This is a genomic window from Streptomyces sp. NPDC051740 (assembly GCF_044453165.1).
GTDB lineage: Bacteria > Actinomycetota > Actinomycetes > Streptomycetales > Streptomycetaceae > Streptomyces > Streptomyces atrovirens.
The window spans coordinates 155,272-167,502 of the sequence record NZ_JBITCL010000016.1; the positions used below are offsets into that span (position 1 = coordinate 155,272).

Sequence of the window (12,231 nt, forward strand, 5' to 3'; positions counted from 1 at the left end):
GGGGTCCGGCCCGCGGCGCGGCCGCAGTCGGACGCAGCGCCCCCCGGGAAGACACAGCCTGGAGCTCACCGGCAAGGAGCTGCGTTCGTGACGGCCACCGGCACCTACACCCCGAAGCCGGGGGCCGCTCCCCTGGCGCGCATGATCGCCGCGCAGGCCGCGCTCGAGACGAAGATGCTGCTGCGCAACGGCGAGCAGCTGCTGCTGACGGTGATCATCCCCACGCTGCTGCTGGTGCTCTTCAGCACCGTGGACGTCGTGGACACCGGTGAGGGCGAGGCGGTGGACTTCCTCGCCCCCGGCATCCTCGCGCTCGCGGTGATGTCGACGGCGTTCACCGGGCAGGCCATCGCGACCGGCTTCGAGCGCCGGTACGGCGTGCTGAAGCGGCTGGCCTCGTCACCGCTGCCGCGCTGGGGACTGATGACCGCGAAGACGCTGTCGGTGCTGGTCACCGAGGTCCTCCAGGTGATCCTCGTCACGGTGATCGCACTCGCGCTCGGCTGGTCCCCGCAGGGCAGCCCCTTCGCGGTGTTCCTGCTGCTGGTCCTCGGCACCGCCGCCTTCTCCGGGCTCGGCCTGCTGATGGCGGGCACCCTCAAGGCCGAGGCGACACTCGCCGCCGCCAACCTGGTGTTCCTGCTGCTGCTCGTCGGCGGCGGGGTGGTCGTACCGCTGGACAGGTTCCCGGCCGCGGCCCAGGACGTCCTGGGCCTGCTCCCGATCTCCGCCCTGTCGGAGGGCCTGCGGGACGTCCTCCAGCACGGCGCCGGAATCCCGTGGGCCAACCTCGGCATCCTCGCCGTGTGGGCGGTCGCGGGCCTCGCGGCGGCCGGGAAGCTCTTCCGCTGGGAGTAGAGCAACCGCTCCCCGCTGTCCGCTGTCCGCGGGCAGTCGTGCCGCAGGACGGCACGGGTGGGCGGTGGGGGCACCTCCCGCTCATGGGGTCCCCCGCTCGAGCGAAGCCGGGAGTGGGGGAGAAGCCGGGAGTGAGGGAGGCACCCCGCGAACGCCGGGCCGCGCGCCCTCCCCCCGGCCCAAGCCAGACCCTCGTGAAAGCATGCACAAGCGGCGTCCTACGATGGGACGCGTGCCAAACGTGACCCGCGCCGACGCCCAGGCGGCCCTGCGCAACCCGCTCGCCTTCATCGCCGCACGCTGGACCCCGGACCCCCGGACCGTCCGCCGGACGGCCCTCACCGCGCTCGTCATGGCGGTCGTCATCGTGGTCACCGGCGGTGCCGTACGCCTGACCGGCTCCGGCCTGGGCTGCCCCACCTGGCCCAAGTGCACCGACGACTCGCTCACCACCACCAGCGAGATGGGCCTGCACGGCGTCATCGAGTTCGGCAACCGCCTGCTGACGTACGTGCTCTGCGCCGCCGTCGGCTGGGCGATCATCGCCGCACGCTCGGAGAAGCCGTACCGGCGCGGCCTCACCCTGCTGGGCTGGACGCAGTTCTGGATCGTCATGGGCAACGCGATCCTCGGCGGCATCGTCGTCCTCGTCGGCCTGAACCCGTACACGGTCGCGGCGCACTTCCTGCTCTCCACCGCGCTGATCGCGGTCGCCACGGCGATGTGGCAGCGCACCCGCGAGGGCGACGAGCCGCCCCGGCCGCTGGTCGGCAAGGCCGTGCAGCAACTGGTGTGGTTCATGGTGGCCGCCTCCGTGCTGCTGATCGCGGTCGGCACGGTGGTGACCGGCGCGGGCCCGCACGCGGGTGACTCCAGCGACGTCCCGCGGATGCCGCTCGACTGGGAGATGGTCAGCAAGCTGCACGCCGTACTGGCGTGGATCGTGGTGACGCTGACGTTCGCCCTGTGGTTCGTCCTGAAGGCGGTCGACGCCCCCGCCGGCCCGCTTGCCCGCACCCGCGAGCTGTTCCTGATCCTGCTCGCGCAGGGCGCCATCGGCTACGTCCAGTACTTCACCGACCTCCCCGAGGTCCTGGTCGGCCTGCACATGTTCGGCTCCTGCGTGATGTGGATCTGGGTACTGCGGGTGCTGCTGTCGCTGCGCGAACGGCCGGAGGCCGCGGTACCGGACGCCGCCTCACCGGTCGCTCAGGAGCCCGCCACCAGCGCGTCGATCGCCGGTCCCAGGTAGTCCCTGGTCAGCCGGGCCCGGCGTACGGTCCACTCCTCGGCGGGCGGTGCGGGGGCGTCGTAGCGTCGCCTCCTGATGTCCTCGACGACCTCGCCGGGCGCGCCGAGGCCGGGCGGTCCAGGACCGCGATCACGTCCAGATCACTGCGTCCCTCCCGGTAGTCGCCACCGGCCAGTGAGCCGTGCGCCCATACGGCCACAGGGGTGAGCGGCGCCAGGCCGGTGAGGAAGCGGTCGAGTAACGCGTCGGTCGGCATCCGCCCAGTCTTCGCAGTTCAGTCCAGGCTGTACACCCTGCCCGCGTTCCCCGAGGCGATCAGGCCGGCCACCCGCTGGGCGTCGTCGGGCGACCACGCGCCCTCGGCCACCCAGGTGCCGAGCACCCGGCCGAGCGCCTCGCGGAACAGGTGGGCGCCGACCACGTGCAGCTCGGGCAGGCCGCCGGCGCCGCTGGAGAAGAGGATCTTGCCGAAGGGGGCGAGTTCCAGGATCTCCGCGAGGACGGTCGCCGCGCGGGCGCCGGTGCGGACCAGGGCGGCGCCGCAGTCGGCGTAGACGTGCGGGAAGACACCGGCGAGATGGGCGGCGTGCCGGTGGTACGGGTAGCCGTACAGCAGCACGAGGTCGGTGCCGAGACCGGCGGTGGCCCGGACGAAGTCGGTCAGCAGGACCGGGTCGGTGCGGTCGATGCGGGCGCCCGGTGCGGCGAGACCGGCGTGCAGCTGGAGGGGCCGGCCCGAGGCGACGGCGATCCACAGCAGGTGCCGGAGCAGCACGGGGTCGCTCAGCTCGTCCCCGACCCGGCGGGAGGCCAGCCAGCGCCCCGCCGCGCCGCGCACCTCGCCCGGTCCGGGCGGCTCGGGGGCGAGCGCCGGACCGTGCCGTACGCCGGCGACGGAGGTGAAGGCGACGGCGTGCGCGGCGGCCACGTGCACCGACTCGGCGAGGTTGGCGAGGAAGGACTCGACGGTGCCGGAGGTGTCGGCGACCTGTTCGGCGAGCTGTTCCAGGCGGACGATCTCGTGGGCCTCGGCGTCCCCGGCCGTGCCCAGCTCGGTGGGTCCTGTGAGGTCGCCGGGCAGCCCGGTGTCGACGAGGTAGGCGGTGATGCCGCTGCCCCGCAGCAGCCGCCGCCCCGCCTCGATCACGCCCAGTTCACGGCGCCGGGCGAGATAACGGGCGGGCGGGCAGTGCGGCTCCAGGCCGAGCAGGGGCGGGCACCAGCGGCGTACGGCGAAGCCGGTCTGGGTGTCGAAGAGGGTGGTACCGGGGGCGGGCGGGCCCTCGGTCCGGGCGAGCTGGGCCTCGAAGGTGCCCAGGCCCAGCTCTGTGCGGAGCACTCCGTGGCAGTACTGGTCCACGAGTGAGGGTGTTTCGATCATCCGGGGCTCCCCGTAGTGGACCGTGGGCGTCACAGGTCCTAACGGGTGAACCCCGGGAGAGGTCGCGCGTCTGCCGGGTGCGGGCCGTCCGCGGTCGATCGCGCCCACGCGGCGGAGCCGCATGCCGGTACAGCCCCGCGCCCCTGGGCCGGCTGCCCCTGGGCCGGCTGCCCCTGGGCCGACCGCTACTCAGCCGTTGGACGGGCCGCCGACCTGGATTCCCGCCATACGACTCCACTCGTACGGCCCCGTCCTCACCTTTGCCGCGAACTCGCCGTCGAAGTTCTCGTGCCGTGTGATGCCGGCCTTCTCGACGGCCCTCTCGGCGATCTCCACGGACGGGGCGAAGACGTCGCCCCAGTCGCCGTCCTCGCCGACGAGGACGATGCGGGCGCCGCGCTGTCCGAGGTAGGCGATCTGTCCCCCGGCGCCGCCGTGTGCCGTGGCGAAGCCGCTGATCTGCTTGGCGAGCCGGGCCGCCTTCTGCTCGGCCTTCGGGTCCACCTGCTGCGTGTCTGCCATGACCAGGATGCTACCGACGGGTAGATCAAACGGCGACGGGCGGGGTCCGTGGCCTTGACCACGTACCCCGCCCGGTCGGCGGGCATCGGGCGGTCACCGCAGGAACGGGTCCACCGCGACGGCCACGAAGAGCAGCGACACATAGGTGATGGACCAGTGGAACAGGCGCATCTCCTTCAGCTTGCCGCCCGTCACCTCGGCCTTCGCGCGGTTCAGCAGCGCGTGCGCCTCCCACAGCCACCAGCCGCCCGCCGCCAGGGCGACCGCCGTGTAGAACCAGCCGGTGTAGCCGAGCGGGGTGAGCAGCAGCGACACCGCGACCATGACCCAGCTGTAGAGCACGATCTGCTTGGCGACCACCTTGTTGGAGGCGATGACCGGCAGCATCGGCACGCCGACGCGCGCGTAGTCGTCCTTCACCTTCATGGACAGCGGCCAGTAGTGCGGCGGCGTCCAGAAGAAGATGACGAGGAAGAGGATGACCGGCGCCCACGACATCGAGTTGGTGACCGCGGACCAGCCGATCAGCACCGGCATGCAGCCGGCGATGCCGCCCCACACGATGTTCTGCGACGTACGCCGTTTGAGGATCATCGTGTAGACGACGACGTAGAAGAGGAGTGCGCCGAGGGAGAGCCAGGCGGACAGCCAGTTGACGGTCAGCCCGAAGAGCAGGGTCGAGACGACCGCGAGGGTGATGCCGAAGGCCAGGCACTCGCGCGGGCCGACCATGCCGGTCACCAGCGGACGCTGCGAGGTGCGGTCCATCAGCGCGTCGATGTCGCGGTCGATGTACATGTTGAGCGCGTTCGCGCCGCCCGCGGACAGGTAGCCGCCGACGCAGGTCAGCAGCACCAGCTTCAGGTCGGGCACGCCCTGCTGCGCCAGGAACATCACCGGGACGGTGGTGATGAGCAGCAGCTCGATGATCCGCGGCTTGGTGAGAGCCACGAATGCCATCACACGGGCCCCGAACGGCCGACGGGCAGGGCTCTGACTCGTCCCCAGCACCCCCGCTGGACGGGATTCAACGGCCGTCACGCACACCCCTACAGAGATTCCAGCAAGCCTCCCCGTGTGAGGCGGGGGTAAAGGCTCGCGCGTACCACGCCACTGTAGACGTTGCCCAGACCCGGACATTCGCGGGGGTCCGCTCGTGTTGGCCGGCACCCTCCGAGGTGCGCCCCGAAGCTCGATTGAGCACCCGGATGAGCGGCTCCGTATTCATCTGCCGAACGGGGAGAACGGACCGGTCAGGAGGCGGATCCACGGGAGTGCCCGCACTCTGGAACGACCCGGAAAAACGCATGTCCCACGGGGGTAGGCTCGACCACGCCGGTGGGCAGTCACCGGCCGTCCGAATCCATGTGGAGAGGAGCCCTGACTCAGGGTGAGCAACAAGCCGACCACCACAGACCTCGAGTGGACCGAGTTGGACCAGCGGGCCGTCGACACCGCCCGCGTCCTGGCCGCCGATGCCGTACAGAAGGTCGGTAACGGCCATCCGGGTACGGCGATGAGTTTGGCGCCCGCCGCCTACACCCTCTTCCAGAAGGTGATGCGGCACGACCCGGCGGACGCCGACTGGGTCGGGCGCGACCGTTTCGTGCTGTCCGCCGGCCATTCGTCCCTGACCCTCTACACCCAGCTCTACCTGGCCGGCTTCGGCCTGGAGCTGGACGACCTGAAGGCGTTCCGCACCTGGGGCTCGAAGACGCCGGGCCACCCGGAGTACGGGCACACCACGGGCGTGGAGACCACGACCGGCCCGCTGGGCCAGGGTGTCGCCAACGCCGTGGGCATGGCGATGGCCGCGCGCTACGAGCGCGGTCTGTTCGACCCGGAGGCCGCCGAGGGCGAGTCGCCGTTCGACCACTTCGTCTACTGCGTCGCCGGTGACGGCTGCCTCCAGGAGGGCATCTCCGCCGAGGCGTCCTCCCTCGCGGGCCACCAGAAGCTGGGCAACCTGGTGCTGCTGTGGGACGACAACCACATCTCCATCGAGGGCGACACCGAGACGGCCGTCTCCGAGGACGTCGTCAAGCGGTACGAGGCGTACGGCTGGCACGTGCAGCGCGTGGCCCCGAAGCCGGACGGCGACCTGGACCCGAACGCGATCTACGACGCGATCCAGGAGGCGAAGAAGGTCACGGACAAGCCGTCCTTCATCGCCATGCGGTCGATCATCGCCTGGCCCGCGCCGAACGCGCAGAACACCGAGGCCGCGCACGGCTCGGCGCTCGGCGACGACGAGGTCGCGGCCACCAAGCGCGTCCTGGGCTTCGACCCGGAGCAGAGCTTCGAGGTCACCGACGAGGTCATCGGCCACACCCGCAAGGCGCTGGAGCGGGGCCAGGCGGCCCGCGCGGTGTGGGAGAAGTCCTTCCAGCAGTGGCGGGACAACAACCCCGAGCGCGCCGCCGACTACGACCGGATCGCCGCCGGTGAGCTGCCCGAGGGCTGGCAGGACGCCATCCCGGTGTTCGAGCCGGGCAAGGGCGTGGCCACCCGTGCCGCGTCCGGCAAGGTGCTGCAGGCGCTCGGCGCGGTGATCCCGGAGCTGTGGGGCGGCTCGGCCGACCTGGCGGGCTCCAACAACACCACGATCGACAAGACGTCGTCGTTCCTCCCGGTCGGCAACCCGCTGCCCGAGGCGGACCCGTACGGGCGCACGATCCACTTCGGCATCCGTGAGCACGCCATGGCCGCCGAGATGAACGGCATCGCGCTGCACGGCAACACGCGCGTCTACGGCGGCACCTTCCTGGTGTTCTCCGACTACATGCGCAACGCGGTGCGTCTGTCGGCGCTGATGCACCTGCCGGTGACGTACGTGTGGACGCACGACTCCATCGGTCTGGGCGAGGACGGCCCGACGCACCAGCCGGTCGAGCACCTGGCCTCGCTGCGCGCCATCCCCGGTCTGAACGTGGTCCGTCCGGCGGACGCCAACGAGACCGCGATCGCCTGGCGGGAGATCCTCACCCGCTGGACGAAGGAGTTCGGCAAGGGCACCCCGCACGGTCTGGCGCTGACCCGCCAGGGCGTGCCGACGTACGAGCCGAACGAGGACGCGGCGAAGGGCGGCTACGTCCTGTTCGACGCGGAGGGCGGCGACGCCCGGGTCGTCCTCATCGCGACCGGCTCCGAGGTGCACGTCGCCGTCGAGGCGCGCGAGCGGCTCCAGGCCGACGGTGTGCCGACGCGCGTGGTGTCCATGCCGTCCGTGGAGTGGTTCGAGGAGCAGGACCAGGGGTACCGGGACAGCGTCCTGCCGCCGGCCGTCAAGGCGCGCGTGGCCGTCGAGGCGGGTATCGGCCTCACGTGGCACAAGTACGTCGGGGACGCCGGCCGGATCGTCTCCCTGGAGCGCTTCGGTGCCTCCGCCGACGGCAAGCTGCTGTTCGAGGAGTTCGGCTTCACCGCCGAGAACGTGGCGGCCGTCGCCAGGGAATCGATCGCCGCAGCCCAGCGCTGACGCCCATATACGACACGTAGGAGATGGAATTTCCATGACAGACGCACTCAAGCGCCTTTCCGACGAAGGCGTCGCGATCTGGCTGGACGACCTGTCGCGCAAGCGGATCACGTCCGGCAACCTCGCCGAGCTGATGGACCAGCAGCACGTCGTGGGCGTCACCACCAACCCGACGATCTTCCAGAAGGCGATCTCCGAGGGCGACGGCTACGACACGCAGCTGACCGACCTCGCCGCCCGCAAGGTCACGGTCGAAGAGGCCATCCGCATGATCACCACGGCGGACGTCCGCGACGCCGCCGACATCCTGCGCCCGGTCTTCGACGCCACCGGCGGCAAGGACGGCCGGGTCTCGATCGAGGTCGACCCGCGGCTGGCGCACGACACCCGCGCGACGGTCGCCGAGGCCAAGCAGCTCGCGTGGCTGGTGGACCGGCCCAACACGCTGATCAAGATCCCGGCGACCGAGGCCGGCATCCCGGCGATCGCCGAGACCATCGGTCTGGGCATCAGCGTCAACGTCACGCTGATCTTCTCCCTGGAGCGCTACCGCAAGGTCATGGACGCGTTCCTGACCGGCCTGGAGAAGGCCAAGGAGCGCGGCCTGGACCTGTCGAAGATCCACTCCGTGGCGTCCTTCTTCGTGTCCCGCGTGGACACCGAGATCGACAAGCGGATCGACGCGCTCGGCACCGACGAGGCCAAGGCGCTGCGCGGCAAGGCCGCCATCGCCAACGCGCGCCTGGCCTACCAGGCGTACGAGGAGGTCTTCTCCACCGACCGCTGGAGCGCGCTGGAGCGCGAGGGCGCCAACAAGCAGCGTCCGCTGTGGGCGTCGACCGGTGTGAAGGACAAGGCGTACAAGGCCACGATGTACGTCGACGAGCTGGTGGCGCCGAACACGGTGAACACCATGCCGGAGGCGACGCTGTTCGCCACCGAGGAGAAGGGCGAGATCCGGGGCGACGCCGTCTCCGGCACCTACGAGCAGGCCCGCGCCGACCTGGACGCGGTCGAGGCGCTCGGCATCTCGTACGACGAGGTGGTGCAGCTTCTGGAGGACGAGGGCGTCGACAAGTTCGAGGGCTCCTGGAACGACCTGCTGAAGTCGACCGAGGCGGAGCTTCAGCGCCTCGCCCCTTCGGAGGGCTGAGACCTTGTCGAGCAGCAACCCGCTGCGTGACCCCGCCGACCGACGGCTCCCGCGTATCGCGGGGCCGTCGGGCCTGGTCATCTTCGGCGTGACGGGCGACCTGTCCCGCAAGAAGCTGATGCCGGCCGTGTACGACCTCGCCAACCGGGGCCTGCTGCCGCCGGGCTTCTCGCTGGTGGGGTTCGCCCGCCGGGAGTGGGCGAACGAGGACTTCGCCCAGGAGGTCCACGACGCGGTCAAGGAGCACGCCCGCACCCCCTTCCGCGAGGAGGTCTGGCAGCAGCTCATCCAGGGCATGCGCTTCGTGCAGGGCACGTTCGACGACGACGAGTCGTTCGAGCGGCTGCGCGACACGATCGAGGAGCTGGACAAGGCGCAGGGCACGGGCGGCAACTTCGCCTTCTACCTGTCGGTGCCGCCGCGTTCCTTCCCGGTCGTCATCCAGCAGCTGAAGAAGCACGGGCTGGCCGACCAGAGGGACGGTTCCTGGCGCCGCGCGGTGATCGAGAAGCCGTTCGGGCACGACCTGAGGTCGGCCGAGGAACTGAACGCGATCGTCCACGAGGTCTTCGCCCCGGACCAGGTCTTCCGCATCGACCACTACCTGGGCAAGGAGACGGTCCAGAACATCCTGGCGCTGCGTTTCGCCAACACGATGTTCGAGCCGATATGGAACCGGTCGTTCGTCGACCACGTGCAGATCACCATGGCCGAGGACATCGGCATCGGCGGCCGGGCCGGTTACTACGACGGCATCGGCGCCGCCCGTGACGTCATCCAGAACCACCTGCTGCAGCTCCTCGCGCTGACCGCGATGGAGGAGCCGGCCTCCTTCGACGCGGACGCGCTGGCGGCGGAGAAGACCAAGGTGCTCGGTGCCGTGCGGCTGCCGAAGGACCTGGGCCGGGACACCGTGCGCGGGCAGTACGCGGCCGGCTGGCAGGGCGGCGCGAAGGCGGTCGGGTACCTGGAGGAGGACGGCATCGACGCCTCCTCGAAGACCGACACCTACGCCGCCATCAAGGTCGGCATCGACAACCGCCGCTGGGCGGGTGTCCCCTTCTACCTGCGCACCGGCAAGCGGCTGGGCCGCCGGGTCACCGAGATCGCGGTGGTGTTCCAGCGGGCGCCGCACTCCCCCTTCGACACGACGGCCACCGAGGAGCTGGGCTCCAACGCGATCGTCATCCGGGTCCAGCCGGACGAGGGCGTCACGGTCCGGTTCGGTTCCAAGGTGCCGGGCACGTCGATGGAGATCCGGGACGTGTCGATGGACTTCGCCTACGGCGAGTCGTTCACCGAGTCCAGCCCGGAGGCGTACGAGCGCCTGATCCTGGACGTGCTGCTCGGCGACTCCAACCTCTTCCCGCGCACGGAGGAGGTCGAGCTGTCCTGGAAGATCCTCGACCCGATCGAGGAGTACTGGGACAAGAACGGCAGGCCGGCCCAGTACCCGGCCGGGACCTGGGGCCCCGTCGAGGCGGACGAAATGCTCGAGCGAGACGGACGGAGCTGGCGCCGGCCATGAAGACAGACCTCACGGACACCACGGCCAGCAAGATCAACAAGGCGCTGGTGCAGGCCCGCCGGGCCATCGGCACTCCGGCCGTCGGCATGGTGCTCACGCTGGTCATCGTCACGGACGAGGAGAACGCCTACGACGCGCTGAAGGCGGCCGGTGACGCCTCGCGCGAGCACCCCTCGCGCACGCTGGTCGTCATCAAGCGCGTCTCCCGCTCTCCCCGTGACCGCACCCAGTCCCGCCTCGACGCCGAGGTCCGGGTGGGCGCGGACGCCGGCACCGGCGAGACCGTCATCCTCCGTCTGTACGGCGAGGTCGTCGACCACGCCCAGTCGGTGGTGCTGCCGCTGCTGCTGCCGGACGCCCCGGTGGTGGCGTGGTGGCCGGTCAACGCCCCGCTGGACCCGGCGAAGGACCCGCTGGGCGCGCTGGCCCAGCGCAGGGTGACCGACACCTACGCCTGCGAGAAGCCGGTGGAGGAGCTCGCCGCCCGCGCCGACGCCTACACCCCCGGCGACACGGACCTGTCGTGGACCCGCATCACGCCCTGGCGTTCGATGCTGGCGGCGGCGCTGGACCAGATCGCCTGCGAGGTGCAGGGCGTCGAGGTGGAGGGCGAGGAGTTCAACCCGAGCTGCGAGCTGCTGGCGATGTGGCTCGCGGACCGGCTGGGCGTCCCCGTCAAGCGCTCCCGCTCCGGCGGCCCGGGGCTCACGGCGGTCCGCATGGACACCGACTGCGGCCCGATCGTGCTGGACCGCGCCGACGGTTCGCTGGCGACGCTGTCCATCCAGGGTCAGCCGAAGCGTGCGGTGGCGCTCAAGCGCCGCGAGACGGCGGAGCTGATCGCGGAGGAGCTGCGCCGTCTGGACCCGGACGACACCTACGCCTCGGCCCTGCGCTACGGCGTGGAGCGCCTGAAGTCGTCGGAGTCGGAGAGGGCCGACGCACCGGCCAAAGGAGAAGGGGAACGGGAAGCGGTCCCCACTCCCGTCGAGTCGGCTGCGAAAGCTCCCGCGGACCGGGCGACGGCGCAGGCCCCGGTGAAGAAGGCGGCGGCGAAGTGAGTACGGCACCGCAGCTGGTCGTGCACCGGGACAAGGAGCTGATGGCGCAGGCCGCGGCGGCCCGGCTGATCACGAAGATCGTGGACGCGCAGGCCTCGCGGGGTTCGGCGTCCGTGGTCCTGACCGGCGGCCGCAACGGCAACGGCCTGCTGGCCGCGCTGGCGGCGGCCCCGGCACGGGACGCGATCGACTGGGCCCGGCTGGACCTGTGGTGGGGTGACGAACGCTTCCTGCCGGAGGGCGACCCGGAGCGCAATGTCACCCAGGCCCGTGCGGCACTGCTGGACGCGGTGCCGCTGGACCCGAAGCGCGTGCACGCCATGCCCGCGTCGGACGGCCCGCACGGCACGGACGTGGACGCGGCGGCGGCGGCCTACGCGGAGGAACTGGCCGCGGCGACGGACCCGGCCAACCACGGACCGGTCCCGACCTTCGACGTCCTGATGCTGGGCGTCGGCCCGGACACGCACGTGGCGTCCCTCTTCCCCGAACTCCCGGCGGTCCGGGAGACGGAACGCACGGTGGTGGGCGTCCACGGCGCCCCGAAACCCCCGCCGACGAGGGTCACCCTGACCCTCCCCGCGATCCGGGCGGCCCGGGAGGTCTGGCTCCTCGCGGCCGGCGAGGACAAGGCGGAGGCGGCGGAGATAGCCCTCTCGGGCGCGGGAGAGATCCAGTCCCCGGCAGCGGGCGCCTACGGCCGCGCCCGCACCCTGTGGCTTCTGGACAGGGCGGCGGCCTCACAGCTGCCACGAGAGCTGTACCCAGCGGCTTCGGCTTGAATCAGCCCCTCTGGGGGTCCCCCTTTGGGGGAGTTTGAGGAGCGGGGGTCCGGGGGCAGCGCCCCCGGGTTCGGGACGGGAAGGGGCGGCGGGGGCGAAAAGGGCGCCCCCCCCCCCCCCCCCAAAAAACCCCCCCCCCCCCCCCCCGACAAACCCCCCCGCGGGGGGGGGGCACCACACCAAAACCCCGACCCCCCCCCCCCGAAAAAAACCCCC

Annotated in this window: 10 protein-coding genes and 1 pseudogene; 7 read left to right on the plus strand and 4 right to left on the minus strand. The window is 71.3% G+C overall.

From position 1 onward, the window contains the following. The first annotated feature begins 87 nt into the window (after positions 1–87). Both ACIA6T_RS25455 and ACIA6T_RS25460 read left to right on the plus strand, forming a co-directional pair. On the plus strand, positions 88–858 hold the full coding sequence (locus tag ACIA6T_RS25455; RefSeq protein ID WP_399448771.1) for an ABC transporter permease: 771 nt from the start codon (positions 88–90) through the stop codon (positions 856–858). Between the two features lie 223 nt (positions 859–1,081). Continuing rightward, positions 1,082–2,110 carry a heme A synthase gene (locus ACIA6T_RS25460; protein ID WP_399448772.1) on the plus strand — a complete coding sequence of 343 codons (1,029 nt, stop codon included), beginning with the start codon at positions 1,082–1,084 and terminating at the stop codon, positions 2,108–2,110. 97 nt (positions 2,111–2,207) lie between these two features. Here ACIA6T_RS25460 and ACIA6T_RS25465 read toward each other — a convergent pair. The 4 genes and pseudogenes from ACIA6T_RS25465 to ACIA6T_RS25480 all read right to left on the minus strand — a co-directional run. Further along, positions 2,208–2,366, minus strand: a pseudogene (locus tag ACIA6T_RS25465) (nucleotidyltransferase domain-containing protein); the annotation flags it as partial. 18 nt (positions 2,367–2,384) lie between these two features. Then, entirely contained in the window at positions 2,385–3,491 is a 1,107-nt protein-coding gene (locus ACIA6T_RS25470) for an amidohydrolase family protein (protein WP_399448773.1), read from the minus strand. Between the two features lie 189 nt (positions 3,492–3,680). Continuing rightward, a complete protein-coding gene (locus tag ACIA6T_RS25475) occupies positions 3,681–4,013 on the minus strand; it encodes a hypothetical protein (RefSeq protein WP_399448774.1) in 333 nt (110 codons plus the stop codon). A 93-nt stretch (positions 4,014–4,106) separates the two neighbouring features. Further along, complete coding sequence (locus tag ACIA6T_RS25480; RefSeq protein ID WP_399448775.1) at positions 4,107–5,060, minus strand: heme o synthase; 954 nt, start codon at positions 5,058–5,060, stop codon at positions 4,107–4,109. Between the two features lie 343 nt (positions 5,061–5,403). Here ACIA6T_RS25480 and tkt point away from each other — a divergent pair, with 343 nt between their 5' ends. From tkt to pgl, 5 genes are read left to right on the plus strand one after another with little or no spacing between them, the layout of a single operon-like run. Continuing rightward, positions 5,404–7,491 (plus strand): transketolase, encoded by a 2,088-nt coding sequence (gene tkt, locus ACIA6T_RS25485; protein ID WP_399448776.1) that lies wholly within the window; start codon positions 5,404–5,406, stop codon positions 7,489–7,491. Positions 7,492–7,525: 34 nt separating this feature from the next. Then, the gene (tal, locus tag ACIA6T_RS25490; protein WP_385057174.1) at positions 7,526–8,644 is read left to right on the plus strand and encodes a transaldolase; all 1,119 of its coding nucleotides are present in this window, start codon (positions 7,526–7,528) and stop codon (positions 8,642–8,644) included. Positions 8,645–8,648: 4 nt separating this feature from the next. Beyond that, positions 8,649–10,172 (plus strand): glucose-6-phosphate dehydrogenase, encoded by a 1,524-nt coding sequence (zwf, locus tag ACIA6T_RS25495; RefSeq protein WP_383344075.1) that lies wholly within the window; start codon positions 8,649–8,651, stop codon positions 10,170–10,172. Continuing rightward, entirely contained in the window at positions 10,169–11,233 is a 1,065-nt protein-coding gene (gene opcA / locus ACIA6T_RS25500) for a glucose-6-phosphate dehydrogenase assembly protein OpcA (protein ID WP_399448777.1), read from the plus strand. Before zwf ends, opcA begins: the two co-directional genes overlap by 4 nt. Continuing rightward, on the plus strand, positions 11,230–12,015 hold the full coding sequence (pgl, locus tag ACIA6T_RS25505) for a 6-phosphogluconolactonase (protein ID WP_399448778.1): 786 nt from the start codon (positions 11,230–11,232) through the stop codon (positions 12,013–12,015). The genes opcA and pgl overlap by 4 nt, the downstream gene beginning before the upstream one ends. Positions 12,016–12,231 lie beyond the last annotated feature (216 nt).

Coding starts and splice junctions, on each gene's coding strand:
- ACIA6T_RS25460 (WP_399448772.1), top strand. CDS start 1,082: ATGGGACGCGTGCCAAACGTGACCCGCGCCGACGCCCAGGCGGCCCTG.
- ACIA6T_RS25470 (WP_399448773.1), bottom strand. CDS start 3,491: ATGATCGAAACACCCTCACTCGTGGACCAGTACTGCCACGGAGTGCTC.
- ACIA6T_RS25475 (WP_399448774.1), bottom strand. CDS start 4,013: ATGGCAGACACGCAGCAGGTGGACCCGAAGGCCGAGCAGAAGGCGGCC.
- tal (WP_385057174.1), top strand. CDS start 7,526: ATGACAGACGCACTCAAGCGCCTTTCCGACGAAGGCGTCGCGATCTGG.
- opcA (WP_399448777.1), top strand. CDS start 10,169: ATGAAGACAGACCTCACGGACACCACGGCCAGCAAGATCAACAAGGCG.